The sequence below is a fragment of the Streptomyces sp. NPDC005898 genome (assembly GCF_040629635.1).
In the GTDB taxonomy this organism is placed as follows: domain Bacteria; phylum Actinomycetota; class Actinomycetes; order Streptomycetales; family Streptomycetaceae; genus Streptomyces.
Window position 1 is genome coordinate 18,456 of sequence record NZ_JBEXWC010000019.1, and the last position, 22,027, is coordinate 40,482.

The 22,027-nt window shown below is 74.0% G+C and carries 20 protein-coding genes and 1 pseudogene; 10 read left to right on the forward strand and 11 right to left on the reverse strand.

The features are described from left to right. Positions 1-121: 121 nt before the first annotated feature. Both ABZ385_RS23630 and ABZ385_RS23635 read left to right on the forward strand, forming a co-directional pair. Complete coding sequence (locus ABZ385_RS23630) at positions 122-1,306, forward strand: acetyl-CoA acetyltransferase (RefSeq protein ID WP_358700241.1); 1,185 nt, start codon at positions 122-124, stop codon at positions 1,304-1,306. Between the two features lie 75 nt (positions 1,307-1,381). Then, entirely contained in the window at positions 1,382-2,128 is a 747-nt protein-coding gene (locus ABZ385_RS23635; protein ID WP_358580376.1) for a pyridoxal 5'-phosphate synthase, read from the forward strand. A gap of 48 nt (positions 2,129-2,176) precedes the next feature. Here the strand turns inward: ABZ385_RS23635 and ABZ385_RS23640 are convergent, their stop codons facing one another. The 3 genes from ABZ385_RS23640 to ABZ385_RS23650 form a co-directional block, all read right to left on the reverse strand. Continuing rightward, complete coding sequence (locus tag ABZ385_RS23640; protein WP_358913013.1) at positions 2,177-3,079, reverse strand: GNAT family N-acetyltransferase; 903 nt, start codon at positions 3,077-3,079, stop codon at positions 2,177-2,179. Positions 3,080-3,205: 126 nt separating this feature from the next. Beyond that, positions 3,206-3,715 carry a Zn-ribbon domain-containing OB-fold protein gene (locus ABZ385_RS23645; RefSeq protein WP_358913015.1) on the reverse strand — a complete coding sequence of 170 codons (510 nt, stop codon included), beginning with the start codon at positions 3,713-3,715 and terminating at the stop codon, positions 3,206-3,208. Then, positions 3,712-4,164: a DoxX family protein gene (locus ABZ385_RS23650; protein WP_358580383.1), complete on the reverse strand. Its 453-nt coding sequence runs from the start codon at positions 4,162-4,164 to the stop codon at positions 3,712-3,714. The genes ABZ385_RS23645 and ABZ385_RS23650 overlap by 4 nt, the downstream gene beginning before the upstream one ends. Positions 4,165-4,309: 145 nt before the next feature. Between ABZ385_RS23650 and ABZ385_RS23655 the strand changes: the two are divergent. Together ABZ385_RS23655 and ABZ385_RS23660 are read left to right on the forward strand one after the other, a co-directional pair. Beyond that, positions 4,310-4,465 (forward strand): annotated as a pseudogene (locus ABZ385_RS23655) (transcriptional regulator); the annotation flags it as partial. Beyond that, positions 4,462-5,028 (forward strand): flavoprotein, encoded by a 567-nt coding sequence (locus ABZ385_RS23660; protein ID WP_358913017.1) that lies wholly within the window; start codon positions 4,462-4,464, stop codon positions 5,026-5,028. The pseudogene ABZ385_RS23655 and the gene ABZ385_RS23660, both read left to right, overlap by 4 nt. Positions 5,029-5,098: 70 nt before the next feature. On the opposite strand, the gene ABZ385_RS23665 is transcribed toward ABZ385_RS23660, so the two are convergent. Continuing rightward, positions 5,099-5,383 (reverse strand): hypothetical protein, encoded by a 285-nt coding sequence (locus ABZ385_RS23665; protein ID WP_358913018.1) that lies wholly within the window; start codon positions 5,381-5,383, stop codon positions 5,099-5,101. Between the two features lie 676 nt (positions 5,384-6,059). Between ABZ385_RS23665 and ABZ385_RS23670 the strand changes: the two genes are divergently transcribed. From ABZ385_RS23670 to ABZ385_RS23680, 3 genes are all read left to right on the forward strand, one after another. Further along, positions 6,060-7,244 (forward strand): NAD(P)/FAD-dependent oxidoreductase, encoded by a 1,185-nt coding sequence (locus tag ABZ385_RS23670; protein ID WP_358913019.1) that lies wholly within the window; start codon positions 6,060-6,062, stop codon positions 7,242-7,244. Between the two features lie 286 nt (positions 7,245-7,530). Further along, positions 7,531-9,759, forward strand: coding sequence for an acetate--CoA ligase family protein (locus ABZ385_RS23675; protein WP_358913021.1), 2,229 nt, complete (start codon positions 7,531-7,533; stop codon positions 9,757-9,759). Between the two features lie 172 nt (positions 9,760-9,931). Further along, the gene (locus ABZ385_RS23680) at positions 9,932-10,807 is read left to right on the forward strand and encodes an enoyl-CoA hydratase-related protein (RefSeq protein WP_358580395.1); all 876 of its coding nucleotides are present in this window, start codon (positions 9,932-9,934) and stop codon (positions 10,805-10,807) included. Positions 10,808-11,142: 335 nt separating this feature from the next. Here ABZ385_RS23680 and ABZ385_RS23685 read toward each other — a convergent pair whose 3' ends face one another. Further along, a complete protein-coding gene (locus ABZ385_RS23685; protein WP_358913023.1) occupies positions 11,143-12,084 on the reverse strand; it encodes a hypothetical protein in 942 nt (313 codons plus the stop codon). A 101-nt stretch (positions 12,085-12,185) separates the two neighbouring features. Here ABZ385_RS23685 and ABZ385_RS23690 point away from each other — a divergent pair, with 101 nt between their 5' ends. After that, positions 12,186-12,818, forward strand: a complete 633-nt coding sequence (locus ABZ385_RS23690; RefSeq protein WP_358580434.1) for a flavin reductase family protein — start codon at positions 12,186-12,188, stop codon at positions 12,816-12,818. On the opposite strand, the gene ABZ385_RS23695 is transcribed toward ABZ385_RS23690, so the two are convergent. After that, a complete protein-coding gene (locus ABZ385_RS23695) occupies positions 12,808-14,091 on the reverse strand; it encodes an MFS transporter (protein ID WP_358580436.1) in 1,284 nt (427 codons plus the stop codon). The two genes, ABZ385_RS23690 and ABZ385_RS23695, sit on opposite strands and share 11 nt — an antisense overlap. 257 nt (positions 14,092-14,348) lie before the next feature. On the opposite strand from ABZ385_RS23695, the gene ABZ385_RS23700 reads away from it, so the two are divergent. Further along, positions 14,349-15,380 (forward strand): helix-turn-helix domain-containing protein, encoded by a 1,032-nt coding sequence (locus tag ABZ385_RS23700; protein ID WP_358913025.1) that lies wholly within the window; start codon positions 14,349-14,351, stop codon positions 15,378-15,380. Here ABZ385_RS23700 and ABZ385_RS23705 read toward each other — a convergent pair. The 4 genes from ABZ385_RS23705 to ABZ385_RS23720 all read right to left on the reverse strand — a co-directional run bounded on the left by ABZ385_RS23705 (position 15,312) and on the right by ABZ385_RS23720 (position 19,825). Then, positions 15,312-16,556 (reverse strand): MFS transporter, encoded by a 1,245-nt coding sequence (locus ABZ385_RS23705; protein ID WP_358913027.1) that lies wholly within the window; start codon positions 16,554-16,556, stop codon positions 15,312-15,314. The genes ABZ385_RS23700 and ABZ385_RS23705 overlap by 69 nt on opposite strands. Positions 16,557-16,630: 74 nt before the next feature. Continuing rightward, a complete protein-coding gene (locus tag ABZ385_RS23710) occupies positions 16,631-17,680 on the reverse strand; it encodes an alcohol dehydrogenase catalytic domain-containing protein (protein ID WP_358580402.1) in 1,050 nt (349 codons plus the stop codon). Positions 17,681-17,690: 10 nt separating this feature from the next. After that, a complete protein-coding gene (locus tag ABZ385_RS23715; RefSeq protein WP_358580404.1) occupies positions 17,691-18,896 on the reverse strand; it encodes an acyl-CoA dehydrogenase family protein in 1,206 nt (401 codons plus the stop codon). A 17-nt stretch (positions 18,897-18,913) separates the two neighbouring features. After that, positions 18,914-19,825 (reverse strand): SDR family oxidoreductase, encoded by a 912-nt coding sequence (locus ABZ385_RS23720; protein ID WP_358580406.1) that lies wholly within the window; start codon positions 19,823-19,825, stop codon positions 18,914-18,916. 83 nt (positions 19,826-19,908) lie between these two features. Here ABZ385_RS23720 and ABZ385_RS23725 point away from each other — a divergent pair, with 83 nt between their 5' ends. Further along, positions 19,909-20,835 (forward strand): cyclase family protein, encoded by a 927-nt coding sequence (locus tag ABZ385_RS23725; protein ID WP_358913028.1) that lies wholly within the window; start codon positions 19,909-19,911, stop codon positions 20,833-20,835. Between the two features lie 380 nt (positions 20,836-21,215). Here the strand turns inward: ABZ385_RS23725 and ABZ385_RS23730 are convergent, their stop codons facing one another. Beyond that, positions 21,216-21,698 (reverse strand): ATP-binding protein, encoded by a 483-nt coding sequence (locus ABZ385_RS23730; RefSeq protein ID WP_358580410.1) that lies wholly within the window; start codon positions 21,696-21,698, stop codon positions 21,216-21,218. Between the last annotated feature and the right edge of the window lie 329 nt (positions 21,699-22,027).

A 22,027-nucleotide genomic window follows, 5' to 3' on the forward strand; every position in this document is an offset into this window, starting at 1 on the left:
GACGTCAAAACTGACGGCGCGTCATATTAGGCCCGCACCGCCGAGTTGCCCAGAGCGACGCCGTGGCGGCCACCAACGACACCCTCCTCCCAAGGGCCTCATCTGATGTACCGTCAGGTTCATGTCCGCCACCCTCCGCCGCTCCACCTCGCGCAAGGTCGCCGTCGTCGGGGTCGCCCTCTCGGACTGCGGCCGGGTCGAGGAGGCCACGCCCTACGCCCTGCACGCCCAGGCGGCCCGCCGCGCCCTGGCCGACTGCGGTCTGGGCCGCGAGGTCATCGACGGCGTCGCCTCGGCGGGCCTCGGCACCCTCGCGCCCGTCGAGGTCGCCGAGTACCTCGGGCTCGCGCCCCGCTGGGTGGACTCCACCTCGGTGGGCGGGGCCACCTGGGAGGTCATGGCGGCGCACGCGGCGGACGCGATAGCGGCGGGGCGGGCGAACGCCGTCCTCCTCGTGTACGGGTCGACGGCCCGCGCGGACATCAGGGCGGGGCGCCGCACGTCGAACCTCTCCTTCGGCGCGCGCGGCCCCTCGCAGTTCGAGGTCCCGTACGGGCACTCCCTGATCGCCAAGTACGCGATGGCCGCGCGCCGCCACCTGCACCAGTACGGGACGACCCTGGAGCAGCTCGCCTCGGTGGCCGTGCAGGCGCGGGCCAACGCGGCGACCAACCCGGACGCGATGTTCCGCGACCCGATCACGGTGGACGACGTCCTGGCCGGCCCGATGATCGCGGACCCGTTCACCAAGCTGCACTGCTGCGTGCGTTCCGACGGCGGCTGCGCGGTGCTGCTGGCCGCACAGGAGTACGTGGCGGACTGCGCGTCCGAGCCGGTGTGGATCCTCGGCACCGGCGAGCACGTGTCCCACACGACGATGTCCGAGTGGGCCGACTTCACGGTCTCCCCGGCGGCGGTCAGCGGTGCGCTCGCCTTCGCACGGGCGGGCGTACGGCCGCGGGACGTGGATGTCGCCCAGATCTACGACGCCTTCACGTACATGACGCTGGTGACGCTGGAGGACCTCGGCTTCTGCGCCAAGGGCGAGGGCGGCGCGTTCGTGGAGAACGGCCGCCTGCTGCGTACCGGCGCCCTGCCGACCAACACCGACGGCGGCGGCCTGTCCGCCCAGCATCCCGGCATGCGGGGCCTGTTCCTCCTGGTCGAGGCGGTACGACAGCTCCGCGGCGACGCGGGCGCCGGCCAGGTCCGACGCCCCGACGGCACCCTCCCGGAGGTGGCGGTGGCCTCGGGAACGGGCGGCTGGTTCTGCTCGTCCGGGACGGTGGTGCTGGGACGGGGGTGAGGGGGCGGGGGCGGGGGTTCCGTCGCCCTTGGCACCCGGCGCCCCGCGCCCGCCGCTCCGCGTCACAATCGGCGTATGAGCACTTCCGGAGCAGGATCGTCGCGGGACTCCGCGCAGGGGGCCGCGCCCCATTCGTCCGACGGCCAGGGGGGCGCGCCCTCCGCGGCCGCGTTCCAGGAGTTGCTGCGGGGCCAGCGCGTCTGGGACGTCGAGTTGCCGGCGTTCGACCCGGGCACGGCGCCCGCCACGCCGCTGCCCCTCTTCCGCGCGTGGTTCGCGGAGGCGGTGGCCGCCGGGCAGCCCGAGCCGCACACCATGGGCCTGGCGACGGTCGCCGAGGACGGCGGCCCCGACGTACGGACCGTGATGCTGCACGGCGCCGACGACCACGGCTGGCACTTCGCCTCGCACGCCGGCAGCGCGAAGGGCCGCCAGCTCGCCGCCCGCCCGGAGGCCGCCCTGCACTTCTACTGGGCCTCACAGGGCCGCCAGATCCGGATCAGGGGCAAGGTCACGACGGCCCCGCACACCGAGAGCCTCGCCGATCTGCACGCCCGCTCGACCGGCGCGCTGGCCGCCGCACTGGTGGGCCGGCAGAGCGAAGTCCTGCGTACGTACGGGGAGTTGGAGCACGCCTCCGACGCCGCCTGGGAGCGCGCGCGGGCCGAGCCGGACGCGGACGCGCCGACGTGGACGCTGTATGCGCTGGCCCCGTTGGAGGCGGAGTTCTTCCAGGGAGACGCACGGCGCCGGCACGTGCGCCTGCGCTACCGCAGGGCGCGGCCCGACGAAGGCTGGACCCGGGAACTGCTCTGGCCGTAGAGCCGTAACCCTGGCTGCAGCCCTCACCGGGGCCGCACCTGCCCCGCCTCAGCGGCCGAAGTCGTACTGGGCGAAGTCCCGCACGGGCCGGTAACCGATCCGTTGATAGAGCCCGTTGCTGGTCGGGTTGGCGAGGTCCGTGAAGAGCAGGACCTCGTCGGCGCCCGCGTCGAGGGCGGCGCGGGTGACGGCGACGGTCGCGGCACCGCCGTATCCCCGGCCGCGCAGGGTGGCCGGGGTGTAGACGGGGGCGACGCGGACCTGCCCGGCGGTGCGACGGGTGACGCCGGCCATCGCGGCGGGCGTGCCGTCGGGGGTCTCCCAGAGGGTGACGCCGCCATAGGCGAGACGGGCGCTCACCCAGGCGCCGGAGTCCATGGCGGGCGGCTCGCCGACGGCCTCGCCGAACTCACGGTGCCACCGCGCCAACAGCTCCCGGTCGCGTTCCTCGGCGACCCGGGCACGGCCGGGCGGCGCGGGCTCGGGCGGGGTGAGGGTGCCGAGCCGGTAGAGCCGCTGGCGGAAGCCGGGCGTCGCGGTGGCGCCCGTGTGCTTCGCCCAGGCCTGGGCGAAGGCCCGCGCGGTGTCCTGGTCGGCACCGACACCGGGCAGGTCACCGGTGACCTCGGCGAGCTGCCGGGCGAGGGCGTCGGCGGCTTCGACGGTGACGGGGCTGACCATCAGCCGGTGCGGCGGCGTACGCAGGAAGGCGCCCTGGACGCGGCCCGCGTCATCGGCGTACGTACCGAAGAGGGGCGCCCCTTCCCCGTACGCCTGGAGTCCCGAGACGCGCAGGGTGTCGGTGACGCTCAGGAGAGCGGTGTGCAGGGCTGGCGCGGAGCGCAGGAACTCTTCGGCGCGCCCGTGAAAGACGCCGAGGTCGTCGGTCAACTGCCAGTGGCCATGGGCATAGGCATGGGCACGGGCACGGGCACGCGCGTCGTGGGACATGCCCCATGATTGCCCGGACGGCCCGGCCCGCACAAAGCTTTTCCCGGGCCCGGGCCCGGGCGGCCTCACCGTGAGCCGCGTGACACCTGGCGGCCGGCAGCCGGTAGCCGACGGCCGATACTCGGCCTACTCGCCCGCCCCGGCGCTCACCCTGAAGACCGGAACCGCGAACCTCCCGCCCCCGTCCGCTCCGCCCCCGTCCGCTCCGACGCCGTCCACCCCGGCCTCGTCCGCCTGCGGCCCGAGGAGCCGGAACGTCACCTCCAGCGCCATGCCGATCCGCAGCCGTTCGGTCACCCCGGGGCCGACGAGTTCCGTCATCATCCGGGGTCCCTCCGCGAGGTCGACGACCGCGGCGACGTAGGGGACACGCGCGCCGAACGGTGGCAGGTCGTTCCGGTGCACCACCGACCAGGTGTAGAGCGTGGCGCGGCCGCTCGCCCGCTCCCAGGCGACGTCCTCGCTCCAGCACCGCGGGCAGAACTCGCGCGGATAGTGGTGCGCCGCGCCGCACGCCCCGCAGCGCCGGATCAAGAGCCGTCCCTCGGCGGCCGCGTCCCAGTAGGGCCGGGTGAACGCATCCGGCTCCGGAAGATCGAACCGCGCCTGCTCCCCGGCCGCGCCACCCCCGCTCACCGGAAGAGGCCGAGCGCGTGGTCGAGGGACCATGTCTGCCAGGACATGGCGAAGAGGGCGACCAGCGAGATGAGCGCCATCATCGCGTTCTGCCCCTGCTCGGCCCAGTCGTGGATCATGAGGACGAGGTAGAGCAGGTTGAGGAGCAGCCCGCCGACCAGGGCGACCGGGGTGAGGAACCCGAGGACCAGCCCCAGTCCGAGGGCGAGTTCGGCATGGACGACGACGTACGCGATCACCTTGGGGCGGGGCGCGACGACGGTGGCGAAGCCGCTGCGGACCACGCTCCACCGATGCCCGGCGGCGACGTCGGCCGCCCACGCGATCCCCGTGCCCCGTTCGAGCCAACCCTTCTTGTCCTTGTGACGCCAGCTCTCCAGCCACCACAGCCCGAGCCCCGCGCGCAACACGGCCACCCACTCGGCCCCGCTGAGCCAGATCGAGTCCACCCCGCCACCCCTCCCTCTGCCAAGCGCGGCGACGCTTCTGACGGTACGTCAGTTCAACCTGCTGACGCCGGAAACACAAGAGGGACGCAGCCCTCACGTACCCCGACCCGCAAGGTCCCGGTCACCGGGTGGTCCGTCCGGGGGCGGCTACCAAGCTCCACGGATCGCCGAGACCTGCGCCGCCCAGGATGTACGTCGTCCCGCCGTCCGCGAGCTGGTCGCCGACATGGCCGCACGGGACCGTCGCCGTACGCTGCCAGAGCTCCATCACTTCAGCCGCCGACTGGGAGTACCCGCGTGACCGAGCCGCAGCGCAAGCCCTTCCTGTACGTCGTCGTGTGCGCGGCCGGGGTCGCCGGAGATGTCGGCAAGCTGATCACCGCAGCGCAGGAGCGGGGGTGGGACGTGGGCGTGATTGCCACCCCGCAGGGACTCGGATTCCTCGACGCGGCGGCTGTCGAGGACCAGACCGGCCACCCGATCCGCTCGGCGTGGCGCTCACCCGGCGAAGCGCGACCGTTCCCGCCCGCCGACGCCATCGCCGTCGCGCCGGCCACCTTCAACACGGTCAACAAGTGGGCGGCCGGCTTCGCGGACAACCTCGCACTCGCCCTCCTGTGCGAGGCCCCCGGTATGGGAGTACCGACCGCGGTCCTGCCGTACGTGAACAGCGCCCTGGCCGCCCACCGGGCATACCGGCGAAGCCTGTCCGAGCTGGCAGAAATGGGCGTCCTGATCGGCAGCTACCAGCCGCATCTTCCGAAGTCCGGTGGAGGCGCCGAGCGCTTCCCCTGGGCGGAGGCAGTCGACCTCCTGACCCCGACAATCGGCGCGGATGCCCTGGCCGCTCCACTCAGCAACTGAACGGAGCGACCGTTCAGTTACTGAAGACGACCGGCATTCAGAGGCAGGACGTCAGAGCACGATGAAGACGTCAGAGCACGAAGACGCTCCCGCTGCCGTTCGGGTGGTGAGTTTCACCGGGATAGATGAGCCAGGTGACCTGTCCCGTGCAGTCCGGCCCGGAGTGCACCTCCGCGATCGCGTCCGTGTGATTGGCCACCACGGGCGGGACGAAGTCGCCAAGCGGGAAGCAACCGCTCGGATCCTGGTGGGCCACGCCGTTGATGACGAGCGATCCGTTGGCGGCGTAGGTGGTGCCCGGAACGGCGAGTGCGAGCGTCGTGGCCGCCACGCAAGTCCCCAGCACCCTCGCCATGCGTCGCATCATGCGCCTACCTCTTTCAGCGTCGCGCGGCCGCACCGACGCGGGCCACTTGGCAGCCGAACGTAGATGACCAGTCAGTCGGCGCCGCGCGCCCGGATGGGGGTGTCCGCCGCTACAGGCCAGCCGTGAGGCCACGGCGAATCGAAGGGGTGCCGACGGCGGCGAGGTTGACTCCCTCACCCGGCCACTCGGCCCGCCCCACACGGCTTAGTCCCTTGTCACATGTCCCGGCCGGGCGGTGTCTTCAGGTCGACAGCCTCGTGGTGGAGGGGAGCAGCGTCACGCGCATCCACGCGGTGGCGAACCCTCGGAAACTCACGCGCCTCGCCGAACCGGCCGGCCTCGCGAAGTGACCGGCAGCATGGCGTACACCCCGGCACGGGGCCCGGAACCGAGGCACCCCCTCGGGGCAGTTGGGTGCGTCGCGGTGCCTGCGGTGCGTCGCGGTGCCTACGGTGCGTCGCGGTGCCTACGGTGCGTCGCAGCGCCGGGTGCTCCAGGTGGGGATGTGCCAGCGCTCCAGCCGCCCCGCGCACTCTGAGCACCGCAAAACATCCCGGGAATGCCCACCACCTCCCCCCACCCCCTCCAGAGCCCGTGATCGATTCGCAACCGATTCCGGACTTGTCCGTCACCCGTCAAGTAAGCGCGCGGTTACTCTCCAGTCATGGCCGACCCGACAGCCCCGCCGACGACCCGCCCGCAGCCCCGCCACCCCGTGTACGTCATCGGTGGCGGGCCCGGTGGCCTGGCCGTCGCGGCGGCGCTGCGCGCGCGAGGCGTCCGCGCGGTCGTCCTGGAGAAGTCCGGGCACGTCGGCGCCTCCTGGCGCGGTCACTACGACCGCCTCCACCTGCACACCACCCGCCGCCTCTCCGCCCTGCCCGGCCTCGCCATGCCCCGGGCGTTCGGCCGCTGGGTGTCACGGGACAACCTGGTCCGCTACCTGGAGAAGTACGCCGCACACCACCGCCTCGACGTCGTCACCGGAGTCGAGGTGACCGGCCTGGAGCGCACCGCCGACGGCACCGGCTGGCTGCTGCGCGCCACCGGCGGCCGGGAGCTGACCGGCAGCGCGGTCGTGGTCGCCACCGGGCACAACCACACGCCCCGCCTCCCCGACTGGCCCGGCCGCGACACCTACCGCGGCGAACTGCTGCACGCCGCCGACTACCGCGCCCCGGCGCCCTTCGCCGGCAAGGACGTCCTGGTCGTCGGCGTCGGCAACACCGGCGCGGAGATAGCCGTCGACCTGGTCGAGGGCGGCGCCGCCCGGGTCCGCCTCGCGGTGCGCACCGCCCCGCACATCGTGCGCCGCTCCACGGCCGGCTGGCCCGCCCAGCTCACCGGCATCCTGTGCCGCAGGCTGCCGGCCGCGCTGGTCGACCGGCTCGCCGTGCCGTTCGCCCGGATCTCCGTCCCCGACCTGTCGGCGCATGGGCTGCCGCGACCGGACACCGGGCTCTACTCCCGGGCCAGGCAGGGCGCGATCCCCGTGCAGGACGTCGGACTGATCGACGCCGTGCGCAAGGGCCGGGTCGAACCCGTCGCCGCCGTGGAGTCCTTCGAGGACGGCAAGGTCGTCCTGGCGGACGGCAGCAGGATCGAGCTGGACGCCGTCATCGCCGCGACCGGCTACCGCCGCGCCCTGGAGGGCCTGGTCGGCGACCTCGGCGTCCTCGACGCACGCGGACGCCCCACCACGCACGGCCGCCGCACCCCGAAGCGGGCCCCCGGCCTGTACTTCACCGGCTTCACCAACCCCATCAGCGGGATGCTCCGCGAACTGTCCCGCGACGCCGAGAAGATCGCGAGAGCGATAGCCCGCCGCAGCCGCAAGTTGACCCCTTAAGGGGCGCGCCCGAAGCCCCCCCACCCCGGCCGATTCCCCCCTTGGCAGCGAGGGGATTCCACGCTTCCGTGGACGGCGGAACGGAACACGAAACCACCCCCGCCCCACGGAGCCACCGCCCCACGGCCCCACCGCCCCGCCGGTCCAACCGTCCAACGATTCAACGGTTCAACGGTCCACCGCCAAGGGCATCAGCCTTTGCCTGCACCACCATTCCTGACGGGGCGTCAGTTCAGTAATCTGACTGTGCGTCAGTAAGTGCTGTCACACAGGAGCGGGTGGACCGATGCTTGGATCGACTCACGGCACCTTCACCACCGACCCCCGCCGCGCCCATGTCGTGGCCTGCGGCGAACTCCCTCCCTCCGCCGTCCACGGCAGGGCCACCACGGCGGGCGACCTGGACGTCAGCGGCCGGCCGCTGCACGCCGACGTGCCCGACCTGGACCGCTTCTTCCGGCCCGAGTCCGTCGCCGTCGTCGGCGCCTCGGACACCGAGGGGCGGCCAGGCGCCGGCATCACCCGCCGGCTCATCGCCTGGGCCGAGCGGACCGGCGCACGCCTGCACCCCGTGCACCCCACCCACCGGTCGGTCTTCGGCATCCCCTGTTCCCCTTCCGTCACCGACCTTCCCGAACCGGTCGACCTCGCCGTCCTGCTCGTCGCCGACCCGCTGCCCGTGATCGAGCAGCTCGCCGAGGAGAAGGTGCGGTTCGCCGTGGCCTTCGCCGCCGGTTTCGCCGAGACCGGTGACCAGGGCGCGGCCGCCCAGGCCCGCCTCGCCGCCGCCGTACGCCGCTCGGGCCTGCGGCTGCTCGGCCCCAACACCAACCTCAACGCCTTCGAGCAGTTCCGCGACGACCTCGAGGGCCCCGCCATCGCGCTGATCACCCAGTCCGGCCACCAGGGCCGCCCCCTCTTCGGCCTGCAGGAGCTCGGCATACGCCTCTCCCACTGGGCGCCCACCGGCAACGAGGCCGACCTGGAGACCTCCGACTTCATCTCCTACTTCGCCGAGCGCCCCGAGGTCGGCGCCATCGCCTGCTACGTCGAAGGGCTCAAGGACGGCCGCGCCTTCCTGCTCGCCGCCGACCGGGCCGCCCGGCGGGGCGTGCCCGTCGTCGCCGTCAAGGTCGGCCGCACCGAGACCGGCGCCCGCACGGCGGCCTCCCACACCGGCAAGCTGACCGGGGCCGACGCGGTGGTGGACGCGGCCATGCGGCAGTTCGGCGTGATCCGCGTGGACGGGCTGGACGAGCTCCAGGACACCGCCACCCTGCTGGCCCGGGCCCGCGCGCCGCTCGCCGACGGCGTCGCCGTCTATTCGATCTCGGGCGGCACGGGCGCGCACTTCGCGGACCTGGCGACCGAGGCGGGGCTGCGCCTGCCCACGCTCCGCGCCGCCAAGCAGGCCGAGCTGCACCAGTGGATACCGCCGTACCTGAACGTCACCAACCCCGTCGACAGCGGCGGCCACCCCGTGGGCGACTGGCGGGGCCGCAAAATCATCGACGCGATCCTCGCCGATCCGCAGGTGGGCGTGCTCGTCTGCCCCATCACCGGCCCCTTCCCGCCGATGAGCGACCAGCTCGCGCGGGACCTGGTGGAGGCGGCCGAGCAGACGGACAAACTGGTGTGCGTGGTGTGGGGGTCGCCGGTCGGCACCGAGGACGCCTACCGCCGTACGCTGCTCGGCTCCTCCCGCGTCGCCACCTTCCGCACCTTCGCCAACTGCATCACGGCGGTGCGCGCCCATCTGGACCACCACCGCTTCACCACCGGCTACCGCTCCCCCTTCGACGAGGCGCCGCGCACCCCCTCGCCGTCCTTCCGCAAGGCGCTGGCCCTGATGCGGCCCGGCGAGCAGCTCAGCGAGCACGCGGCGAAGCAACTGCTGCGGGCGTACGGGATCCGCGTACCGCGCGAGCAGTTGGTGACCAGCGCGGCGGCGGCCGTCCGCGCCGCCGCGCTCGTCGGCTACCCGGTCGTCATGAAGGCCTCCGGCGCCCGGATCGCGCACAAGACCGAGCTGGGCCTGGTGAAGCTCGGGCTGACCTCCGCGAGCCAGGTGCGGGACGCCTATCGGGAGCTGACGGACATCGCCCGCTACGAAGAGGTGGCGCTGGACGGCGTCCTGGTCTGCCAACTGGTCGAGCCGGGCGTCGAGATGGTCGTCGGGGTCACCCACGATCCGCTCTTCGGGCCGACTGTGACGGTGGGGCTCGGCGGTGTGCTCGTCGAGGTCCTGCGGGACACGGCGGTACGGGTGCCGCCCTTCGGCGAGGACCAGGCGACGGCCATGCTGCGCGAGCTGCGCGGGCGCGCCCTGCTGGACGGGGTCCGCGGGGCGCCGCCCGCCGATGTGGACGCGCTCGTGGAAGTGGTGCTGCGGGTCCAGCGGATGGCCCTCGAACTGGGCGGCGAACTGGCGGAGCTGGACATCAATCCGCTGATGGTGCTGCCCCGGGGGCAGGGCGCCGTCGCCCTCGACGCGTTCGCCACCTGCCGCCCCTGACCGTGCCCCCGCCCCTCTCCCGGCGACCTGCCCCCCTGTCCCCCCGGCCCGACTCCGGACCCGGCCATCCGCCACCCGGCCACCCGGCGCACGGCCACCCGGCACCCGGCGCTCCAGGACACGGCGACCCGCGCCCCTGCCGGCCCGGCCCTCGAAACGGAGCCACTCCCCCATGACAGCCGCCTCCCCCTCAGCACGCGACGAAGCTCCCGAACCCCTGCGTCCCTTGATACGGCACACCACTGACAACGGCGTCTCGTGGATCACGTTCAACCGGCCCGAGGTCCTGAACGCCCTCACCTGGGACCAGCGCGAACGCGTCATCACGCTGCTCGACGAGGCCTCCGCCGACCCCGCCGTGCGGGCCGTCGTGATCACCGCCGTCGGCAAGGGCTTCTGCGCGGGCGCCGACCTGCGCGCGGCACCCCCCTCAGCCGAGACGTCCTCACCCGGCGAACGCCAGGCGCCGCCGCCCGCAGCACGCACGGCCGGTGACGTCGCCCGGACCATCAGGCGGGGCGCCCAGCGCCTGATCTCCGCGGTGCTGGACTGCGAGAAGCCGGTGATCGCCGCCGTGAACGGCACCGCGGCCGGCCTCGGCGCTCATCTCGCCCTCGCCTGCGACCTGGTGATCGCCGCCGAACCGGCGCGGTTCATCGAGGTCTTCGCGCGCCGCGGCCTCGTACCCGACGGCGGCGGCGCCTATCTGCTGCCCCGCCTGATCGGCCCGCAGCGGGCCAAGGAACTGATGTTCTTCGGGGACGCCGTGTCCGCCGCCGACGCCGAACGCCTCGGCCTCGTCAACCGCGTCGTACCGGCCGCCGACCTGGAGAAGACGGCGCGGGAGTGGGCCGAGCGCCTGGCGGCCGGGCCGACCCGGGCCCTCGCCCTGACCAAGCGCCTGGTCAACGCCTCCCTGGAGTCGGACCGCGCGACGGCCTTCGCGGCGGAGGCGGACGCCCAGGAGATCAACATGACCACGGCGGACGCGCACGAAGGCGTCACCGCCTTCACGGAACGCCGCGCCCCCACCTACCAAGGCCGCTGACAGCCCCCCGGGCCCCTCAAGGCCACCACCTCAGCCCCTCGTCCTGCTACACACCACCGCCGTACGCACCCTCCCCGCCACCGCCCGCGACGCCCCCACCCCCCCCCCCCGCCTCAACGGCCCACCGCCTCACGCCCCTCGCCCCCCTGCCTCGGGCGCCCCACCACCTCACACACCCCGGCCCCCTGCCTCAGAGGCCCCACTGCCTCACACACCTCGGTCCCCCGCGGCGACGGCCCACCACCTCGCATCCCCAGCCCCCCCACCTCGACGGCCCACCCCCTCACACACCCCGGCCCCCACCTCGACGGCCCCCACCTTGACGGCCCCGCCCCTCACCCCCGGCGCCGCACCAGCACCTCGATGTCCGGGGAGTCCGGGTCACCGAGCGCCACGAACAGCTCGGGGCGCTCCTCCGTTCCGCCGAGAGTCCACCGCTGGTCGCCCCCGCACGCATCGGTCTCCACCGCCACCGCCGGGCGCCGCTCGTAGAGCGCGTCGCCCATCGTCCACGTGCCGGTGGCATGACAGCGGGACAGCCCGCTGCCGTCGTACGCGTCGCCCAGCTCCCGCTCGAAGGGGGTGCCGTCCAGCACGGCCCGCCCGTCGCCCCGCAGCCGCAGGACCACGCTCTCGTCGTCCTCGCCGCGCCAGGTGCCGGCGAGCTGCGCGGCGGAGAGGTGCGGCGGTTCGTACTCCTTGAGGACCCCCGTCAGCGTGGCCAGGACCGCGGCGCCGAAGACCGCCGCGCACAGGCCGAGCGAGGCGAGCCCCGACAGGATCCACACCTTCCGCAGCGGCCGGCCCAGACGCTTCTCGCGCCGCAGGCAGTACGCGATGTTCAGCACGGGCAGCACACCGCTCGCCGCGCACCACAGCACCGGCGCCACGAAGGTCGCGCCCAACACCGCGAACAGGAGGCCCCACACGGCGGCGACCGGCAGCAGGCACAGGAGCGACCAGGCCCACTCGGGGCCCCGGCGAAGGCGCGCGGCGGCCAGGCGGCCGAGGCCGACGGCGGGGAGGGTGAGCACGGCGGCGTGCAGCAGGCCGAGGACCGGCAGCATGAAGGGGCCGAGGAGAAGGGCGCAGGCCAGCCCGAAGGCGGGACCGCCCGCCCCCCGGGCGTCGTCGTCGAGCGTCAGCGTGAACGCCACCACGCCGGCCACCGGCAGCTGCGCCGCGCACGCCGCCGACGCGGCCCGCAGCCGGATGTCGCTCCAGGTCCCGTCAGGGCCCGCTTTCTTGGCGCCCCCACCGGCGTTTCCCCACTTCATGGGCCTGAAGATACGCGTGGGGCGGGAGTGGCCCCGCCCCGCCCTTCCCACCCCTGCCGGGCTTCCCAACTGACGCCCCGTCAGCTTCAATGGACGGCGTGATGGGACACGCAGGAATGGCGGCCGCCGCCGTCCGGTACCTCAGGTCGGTCGGGGCGCCCACCTCGGGCCCCGCGCCGAGGACGCCTTCGGACGAGGACCTGCCGCGCCCCCGGCTGCGGGCGGTCGGCGACGACGAACGGGCCCCGCTGGACCCGGGCGAGTTCCGCCGCGTCCTCGGCAACTTCGCGACGGGCGTCACCGTGATCACCGCTCCCCCCGGCGAAGAGGGCGAAGGCCCGGCGGGCTTCGCCTGCCAGTCGTTCTCCTCGCTCTCCCTCGACCCGCCGCTGGTCTCCTTCATGGTGGCGCGTACGTCGACCACCTGGCCCCGCATCGCCCGCGCCGGCGTCTTCTGCGTGAACATCCTCGGCGCCGACCAGGGCGAGCTGTGCCGGGGCTTCGCGGTGAGCGGCGCCGACAAGTTCGCCGGGGTGGCCTACGACGCGGCGCCCGTGACCGGCTCCCCGCGCCTGGCCGGCGCCCCCGCCTGGATCGACTGCACGGTCCAAGCGGTGCACACCGGTGGCGACCACCTCATCGTGGTGGGCAGGGTGGACGCCCTCGGCACCACCGGCACGGACCCGGCACCGCTGCTCTTCCACCGGGGCGGGTTCGGCCGCTTCACGCCCTGAGGGCCGGGAGGGCCGGCAGGTCCGCCGGGTCGCGCCGCCGCACCACCAGGGCCATCAGCGCCGCCGCCGCGCACAGCGCCCCGGAGGCGTACCAGATCACGTCGTACGACCCGAAGGCGTCCCGCACGACACCGCCGAGGAACGCCACCACGGCGGCGCCCACCTGGTGCGAGGCAAGGACCCAGCCGAAGACGATCGCGCTGTCGTCGCCGTAGTGCTCGCGGCACAGGGCGAGGGTCGGCGGGACGGTCGCGACCCAGTCCAGGCCGTAGAAGACGATGAAGAAGAGCATCGGCGGGTGGACGTTCGGGGCGAGCAGGATCGGCAGGAAGAGCAGCGAGACGCCGCGCAGCGCGTAGTACACGGCGAGCAGGCGCCGCGCGTCGAAGCGGTCGGTGAGCCAGCCCGAGGCGATGGTGCCGACGACGTCGAAGACGCCGATGACGGCGAGCAGCGAGGCGGCGGCCGTGATGGGCATGCCGTGGTCGTGCGCCGCGGGCACGAAGTGGGTCTGGATCAGGCCGTTCGTCGAGGCCCCGCAGATCGCGAAGCTCCCCGCGAGCAGCCAGAACGGTCCGGTGCGGGCCGCCTTCAGGAGCACGCCGACGGTGCGCCGGGCGGCCCCGGCGACGGGCGGCGGCTTCGGGGCGAACTCCGTGGCGCCGTACGCCTTCAGGCCCACGTCCGCCGGGTGGTCGCGCAGCAGCAGCCAGACGAAGGGGACGACCGCCAGCGCGGCGAGCGCGACCGTCACGGCGGCCGGCCGCCACCGGTAGGTGTCGACGATCCAGGAGAGCAGCGGCAGGAAGATCAGCTGGCCGGAGGCGGAGGCGGCCGTGAGGATGCCGGTGACCAGGCCGCGCCGCTCGGTGAACCAGCGGTTGGTGACGGTGGCGGCGAAGGCGAGCGCCATCGAGCCCGAGCCGAGCCCGACGAGCAGCCCCCAGCACAGCAGGAGCTGCCAGGCGGACTCCATCCACACGGTCAGCCCGGAGCCGAGGGCGATGACGATCAGGGCGACCGCGACGACCCTGCGGATGCCGAAGCGGTCCATCAGCGCGGCGGCGAACGGCGCGGTGAGGCCGTACAGCGCGAGGTTGACGGAGACCGCGAGGCCGATGGTCCCGCGCGACCAGCCGAACTCCTGGTGCAGCGGGTCGATGAGCAGACTCGGCAGGGAGCGGAACGCGGCGGCGCCGATGATCGTCACGAACGCGACGGCGGCGACGAACCACGCCCGATGCACACGCCCCCCACGACGCCCCGCCCCAATCGCCCCCTGCGCCTCGCTCGGACCACTCGGCTCACTCGGACCGCTCAGGCCACTGGGACCACTCAACCCACTCAGGTCGCCCGGGCCACTCTGGCCACCGAAGTCACTCGGGCCACTCAGGTCACTCGGGCCATGGGATCCACTCGGCCCGGCGGTCCCCGCGGGCGGCTCCGTTGTCTGGGTCACGTCATCAAGGCTCGGGGACGGGCCGGCCCGAAACGAGTGGCCCGAAGGTCACGGTTCGCTAGGATCGGGCCATGCCCGCCTCCGACGGCACCTCTGGCCCGGCCCACCGGCCCGCCCCCGAAACCGCGCCCCGCCACCGCGTGGTCGTCCTCGCCCTCGACGGGGTGATCCCCTTCGAGCTGGGCATCCCGCAGCGGATCTTCGGCCGGGCGCGGGACGCCGCGGGCCGCCCGCTGTACGAGGTCGTCACCTGCTCCGTGCGGGCGCCGGGCCCGGTCCGGTCGGACGCGGACTTCGCGATCCTGGTCGAGCACGGCCCACGGGCGCTGGCCACGGCGGACACGGTCGTGATCCCGGCCTCGTACGAACTGGGGCCGGTCTACGAAGAGGGCCGCCTCACCGGCGAACTCGCCGCCGCCCTCGCGCACATCAGGCCGGGCACCCGTCTGATCTCGATCTGCACGGGCAGCTACGTCCTGGCCGCCGCCGGCCTCCTCGACGGCCGCCCGGCGACCACGCACTGGGCGAGCGCCGCCCACTTCCAGCAGCTGTTCCCGCAGGTCGAGGTGGACGCGGACGTGCTGTTCATCGACGACGGCGACGTGCTGACGTCGGCGGGCGTGGCCGCGGGGATCGACCTCTGCGTCCATCTCGTACGCCGCGACCACGGCACCGCGGTCGCCAACGACGTGGCCCGCCGCACGGTCGTACCGCCCCACCGCGACGGCGGCCAGGCCCAGTACATCCAGCGCCCCGTCCCCGAGCCGCGGCTGGCGACCACCGCGGCGGCGAGGGCCTGGGCGCTGGACCGCCTGGACCAGCCGCTGCGCCTGCACGACCTGGCCGCGCGGGAGTCCATGTCGGTGCGCACCTTCACCCGCCGCTTCCGCGAGGAGGTCGGCGTCAGCCCCGGCCACTGGCTGACCCGGCAACGCGTCGACCGCGCGCGTCACCTGCTGGAGTCCACCGACCTCTCCGTCGACCAGGTGGCGCGCGCGGCGGGCTTCGGCACGGCCCAGTCGATGCGCCAGCACCTACAGACGGCGCTCGGCGTCACCCCCACCACCTACCGCCGCACATTCCGCACCCTCACCCCCACCTGACACCACCCCGGCCCGTCCCGCCGGCCGCACCTCGCCCAGCACCCCGATCACGGTCAGCACGACGCCGAGCCCGACGCCCGCCAGGATCGCCGTGGACGGCGCGACGACGCTCAGCAGGCCGCCCGCGAGCGACCCGCTCGCCGCGTATCCGGCGCCCACGGCCGCGTACATCACCGAGTAGCCCGCAGCGAGGGCGCTGGGCGGCAGCGTCTCCCGCAGCGAGAGGTTCCGGGTCAGCATGGCGCCGGCCTGCAGGACACCCGCCACGCCCAGGACGGCCGCCAGTGGGCCCACACCCGACGGCAGCACGGCGACGACCGCCAGGCACCCCGATACGGCGAACATCAACACCATGCTCTGGGTGCGCAGGCGTCCCGGCCAGGACCGCAGCCCATAGACGAACGACCCGGTCGCGGAACCCACCGCGAGACAGGCCAGCAGCGGTCCTGCCCAGCCCACCCCGATCCCGCGCTGTTCCAGGAGCGCGGGCAGCACCAGCTCGGCCAGGGCCAGCATCGACAGGCTCGCCGCGCCGGTCACGAAGATCGGCCAGGCCCGCGCCAGGATGCGCACCATGGACTCCCCGCCCCGGTCGTCCGCGTCCGAGTGCCAGCCCACGGGCAGCAGCCACAGTCCGGCCACGGAGGCGGCCATCAGGCCGCCCGCCAGCAGCGGTGGCAGCACCGGCGAGGCGCCGAGCGCGAGGCCGGTCACGGCGGCGGGCGCCACCGCCCAGATGGCGAAGGTCAGCATGGACTCGACGGACAGGGCCTGCGCGACGGCCTTCTCCGGTATGAGGCCGGTCAGCAACGCGCGCAGCCCGCCGGGCGCGGCGGCGGGCGCGGCACCGGCGACGAAGGCGAACGTGCCCAGCACGCCGGGGTGCGCGTGCGGCAGCGCGCCCAGGGCCAGGAACGCGAGCGCCCCCACCGCCAGCCCCACGGCCAGCTGCGGCCGGGCGCGTTCGGGGCGCATCCGCATCCCGAGGAGCGGCGCCCCGACGATCTCCCCCACGACGTACACCGCGGCGAGCACCGCGCCCAGGGCGTAGCCTCCCGGGCGCTCGCGCACCAGGAAGACGAGAGCCAGCGGAGCCGCCGCCACAGGCATACGGGCGGCCACCGCCACGGCTCCCCAACGGACCACGTCCCCTGTCATGACCTCGCGATAGCTCATCCCCCGAACCTAACCGCCCCCACCGACACGCCGCTTCCCCGTTTCCCCTGGGGCCGTCCGCCCCCCACCGCCCCTCAAAACGTCAGTACCGCCCGTGCCACCCGCCCTGCCCCCGCGTCCGCCGCCGCCTTCGCGAAGTCCTCCACCGGGTAGGTCGCCGTCACCAGTTCGTCCAGGAGCAGCCGGCCCTCCCGGTACATCCGCGCGTACAGCGCGAAGTCCCGCTGCGGGTGCGCACTGCCGTACCGGCAGCCGAGTACCGCCTTGTCCAGGAAGAGCGAGGCCACCACGAACGATGCCTCCGCCGTCGGCCCCGGCATGCCGAGCAGGACGGCCTGCCCGTGCCGGTCCAGCAGGTCCACCGCCTCCCGTACGAGCGAGACCCGCCCCACGCACTCGAAGGCGTGGTCGACGCCCTGGGGCAGGACGTCGCGCACCTCGGCGGTCGACGTGAGGAAGTGCGTGGCCCCGAACCGGCGGGCCACCGCCTCCTTGCCGGGGTTCGCGTCGACGGCGACGATCGTCGCGGCGCCCGCGATCCGCGCGCCCTGCAGGACGTTGAGGCCGATGCCGCCCGCGCCGATGACCAGCACGGTGTCGCCGAGGCCGACCTCGGCCCGGTTCAGCACCGCCCCCACGCCCGTCACGACGGCGCACCCGATCAGCGCGGCCGACGTCAGCGGCACGTCGTCGGGGATGCGCACCGCCTGTACGGCCTTGACCAGGGTGTGTTCGGCGAAGGCGGAGGTGGCCGCGAACTGGTACAGCGGCTCACCGGCCCGCGAGAACGGCCGCTCCGGCGCCCCGATGGCCTTGCGGCACATGGTCGGCCGGCCCCGCCCGCACTCGGCGCAGACGCCGCAGCTGGCGATGGTGGACAGCGCCACGTGGTCCCCGGGGGCCACGTGCCCGACGCCGGGCCCCACCGCCGCCACGACGCCCGCCCCCTCGTGCCCGAGGACCACGGGCGGCGGGAAGGGGATGGTCCCGTCGAGCACGGACAGATCGCTGTGGCACAGCCCGGCCGCCGCCACGGCGACCAGCACCTCGCCCGGTCCCGGGTCCCGGACCGCCAGGTCCCGCACCACCTCGGCCCGTTTCCCGTCGAAGACGACACCCCTCACCACGCACCCCTCACCGAGGCCCCCGGGCCTCTCTCGGCAGACCGAGCACCCGCTCGGCGATGATGTCGCGCTGCACCTCGTCCGAGCCGCCGTAGACGGTGTCGGCGCGGCTGAAGAGGAACAGGCGCTGCGCGGCGTCGAGTTCGTACGGCGCCGCCGCCCGCCAGTCCGCGGGGCCGACGGCGCCCGCCGCCCCCCGCACCTGGACGGCCAGCTCACCGAGCCGCTGATGCCACCGCCCCCACAGCAGCTTGGCCACGCTGGGGGCGCCGGGCAGGGCCCGCGCCCCGGAGCCGAGCGTGCGCAGCGCGTGCCACCGCATGACCCGCAGCTCGGCCCAGAGCCGCTCCAGCCGTTCGCGCACCACGGCGTCCCGCACCGCCCCGGAGGCGACCGCCTCCCGGACGACGCCGGCCAACTCCTCGGCGAAGCCGATCTGTTGCGCCAGGGTGGACACCCCGCGCTCGAAGCCGAGCAGGCCCATGGCGACCCGCCAGCCGCCGCCGAGGCCGCCCACCACGTGCTCGCTTCGTGCGCGGGCGCCGTCGAAGAAGACCTCGTTGAACTCGCTGGTGCCGGTCAGCTGCCGGATGGGCCGTACGTCGACGCGGCCGGGCTGGTCCATCGGGACCAGGACGAACGAGAGCCCGCGGTGCCCCCGGGACCCCTCCTCCGTCCGCGCGAGGACGAAGCACCAGTCGGCCTCGCGCGCCAGCGAGGTCCAGATCTTCTGCCCCGTGACGCGCAGCCCCGTACCGTCGCGCACCGCCCGCGTCCGCACCCCCGCCAGGTCCGACCCGGCGCCCGGTTCGCTGTACCCCTGGCACCACAGCGCCTCGCCCCGCGCGATCGGCGGCAGGAACTGGGCCCGCTGCTCCGCGCTGCCGTACGCCAGGAGGGTCGGCGCGAGGAGGTTCTCGCCGATGTGCCCGCAGCGGGCGGGCGCCCGCGCGCGGGCGTACTCCTCGGCCCAGACGACCTGCTGGGTGAGGGTGGCCCGCCGGTTGCCGTACCCGTCGGCGTCCCAGCCGAGCCCGATCCAGCCGCCGCGCCCCAGTTCCCGCTCCCAGGCCCGGCGTTCGGCGCCACCCTCGTGCTCGCTGCCGGGCCCGCCACGCCCGCGTACGCGCACGTGCTCCCCGGTGAGGTGCCCGGCGAGCCAGCCGCGCGCCTCGGCGCGAAAGGCCTCGTCCTCGGGTCCGAAACCGAAATCCACCGCCCGCCCCTCTCCGCCTACGCGTTCGGGCGCGCCCCGTCGGCCGCCGCCCTGGCCATGTCCTGCACCCGCGCCAGCAGCGGCATGGGGTCGGTGCCGACCGTCCCGGGCAGGAAGTCGGCGATCCGCTCCGGCGTCCAGGACCCCTCGGCGTACGCGGCGCGCAGCTCGCGCGGCTGCGCCCACACGGCGATCTTGGGGCCGGCGATCGTGTAGACCTGCCCGGTGATCCGCTCCTGCCGGGCCCGGTCGCTCAGCAGGTAGACGACGAGGGCCGCCACGTCCTCCGGTTCGCCGATCTCCGTCAGCTCCATCGGTACGTTCGCCGACATCCGCGTCCGCGCGACGGGCGCCACCGCGTTCGCCGTCACCCCGTACTTGTGCAGGCCGAGGGCCGCGCTGCGCACCAGCGAGATGATCCCGCCCTTGGCCGCGCTGTAGTTGGCCTGGGAGACCGAGCCCTGATGGTTGCCGCTGGTGAAGCCGATCAGGGTGCCGGAGCCCTGCCTGCGCAGCACCGCCGACGCGGCGCGGAAGACGGTGAACGTGCCCTTCAGGTGCGTGGCGAGCACCGCGTCCCACTCCTGCTCGGACATGTTGAACAGCATCCGCTCGCGCAGGATCCCGGCCACGCACACCGCCGAGTCGAGGCGTCCGTACGCGGCGAGGGCGACGTCCACGAGCCGCTGGCCGCCCGCCATGGTCGCGATGTCGTCCGCGACGGCGACGGCCTCGCCGCCCGCCGCCCGGATCTCCTCGACGACCGCGTCGGCCACCTCGCTGGCCGGCGCGGCGCCCGCCACGGAGACGCCGTGGTCGTTGACGACGACCTTCGCCCCGTGCTCCGCCGCGGCGAGCGCGACGGCCCTGCCGATGCCGCGCCCGGCACCGGTGACGGCCACCACCTCGCCTGCCAAGAAGTTCCCCACGCCGGCCCCTTCCCGCGGTTTCTGACGGACCGTTAGATTTTATGGCCCCCCGGACACCGGAAGACAAGCCCCGCGGAGGATCCATGTCGCTGCCGCCCGAGTTCCACGACATCGCCGAACGCGTGAACAACTGGGGGCGCTGGGGCTCCGCCGACGAGATCGGCACGCTCAACCTCATCACCGACGGCGTCGTGCGGGCGGCCGCCGCCGAGGTCCGCTCCGGGCGCCGCGTCCCGCTCGCGCTGCCCCTGAGGGAGGACGGCGTCCAGACGGGCCTGATCCCGGGCCGGGTGAACCCGCTGCACGCCATGGTGCAGATCAACCAGGAGCTCTTCGGCCCCGGCACGGTCGCCACCAGCGACGACGCCGTGACGATGGGCCTGCAGACCGCCACCCACTGGGACGCCCTCACCCACGCCTCGCACTCCGGGAAGATCTACAACGGCCGCCGGGCGGACACCATCACGGCCCACACCGGCGCGCGGTTCAGCGGCATCGACAAGGCGCCGCCCGTCGTCTCGCGCGGCGTACTGCTCGACGTGGCGCGCGCCAAGGGCGTCGACCGGCTGCCGGGCGGCCACGCGGTGACGCCCGAAGACCTGGACGAGGCCGCGGAGTTCGGGCGCGTCGCCGTCCGCGCCGGCGACATCGTCCTGGTGCGCACGGGACAGCTCCAGGTGTATCTGACGGGCGACAGACACGCGTACGGGCATCCGTCGCCCGGCCTGTCGCTGCGCACCCCCGAGTGGTTCCACGCGCGGGACGTGGCCGCCGTCGCCAACGACACCCTGACGTTCGAGATCTTCCCGCCGGAGATCGCGGACCTGTGGCTGCCCGTGCACGCGCTCGACCTGGTGGAGATGGGCATGCTCCAGGGCCAGAACTGGAACCTGGAGAAGTTGTCCACAGCCTGTGCGGAAGTTTCCCGCTACACCTTCCTGCTGTCCGCGATGCCGGAGCCGTTCGTCGGCGGCACGGGGACGCCCGTGGCGCCGGTCGCGGTGCTGTGAGCGGACGTGGCGTCGCGCATCCGTCACCCCTCCCGCCCCGGGCCCCTTTCCTCCCGGACGGCGGCGCGTCGGGTCTCGCCCCGAGCGCGCCGCCGCGCGCCGCCATCCGGCTCGGCGCTCGACACTGCCCCCGCCCCCGGGGGGAGTCCCTCACGGCAGGTGAGGGGACCGACGCCGACCTCGCGACCCACATCTCGTCGAGGATCTCCGTCACCGAGCACCCTCGACGTCCCCTCGCGGCGAATCGCTGCACACAAGCGTGATCAATCGGACACGCCACGTCAACACCGTGCCGGGGATTCATGGACTATGCCCGAATTATCCCGCCCGCGCACAGGAGCGCGCACCGTGGCACACCACGGCGCACACGGCGCACGGGCTCAGACGGCCTCGTAGGCCACGTCGGCGTCGGTGTCCCCGTAGGACACACCGTCGAACGCCACGGCCGCGACGCCCGGTTCGCACCGGTCCACCTCGCACCAGATGCTCTTGCCGCCGCCCTCGGGCTGCCAGCCCCAGCGGTCGGCGAGACCGTCGACCAGCTCCAGGCCGCGGCCGCCCGTCTCGTCGCCCTGGGCGTGCCGCTGCCGGGGCGGGCGGGTGCTGCGGTCGGCCACCTCGACCCGGACCGTCCCCGGCGCCTGGGCGGGCACACCGGGCAGCAGCATACGCAGCACGGCCGGACAGCCGGTGTGCACCACCGCGTTGGTGACCAGTTCCGAGATCAGCAGGATCAGCGTCTCGGCCACCGGCTCGTCGACCTCTATCCCCGAGCCCGCCAGCCGTGAACGGGCCCATCGCCTGGCCCGTCCCACCTCCGCGGGATCGGCCCCGACCTCCAGCTGAACTTGAAGCACCTGCACCGCTCACACCATCCGAACCGGCGGACACATCGCCTCGCGACTCCACGGGGTCACGGAACGTGATCCCCTTAGGAGACAGCATGATTGACGTTCAGTCACCCCAACAAGCGCTTCGGGCATATTCCAGCGCGAAGGAGTACGCGTGCTGCATACTGTGCGACGCGTACCGCGGGGGGTCGAACAGGCGGGCACGGGGCCCCGTCCTGCGTCGCGAGCGGCGCGCATCGCCGGGTACGGCGCCGCCGCGGGGGCGCCACCGGGATGGCTCAGCCTCAGAACCACTCGCATCTGACACAAGGTACCCGAGCCGGACACCGACTCCGGGCCGT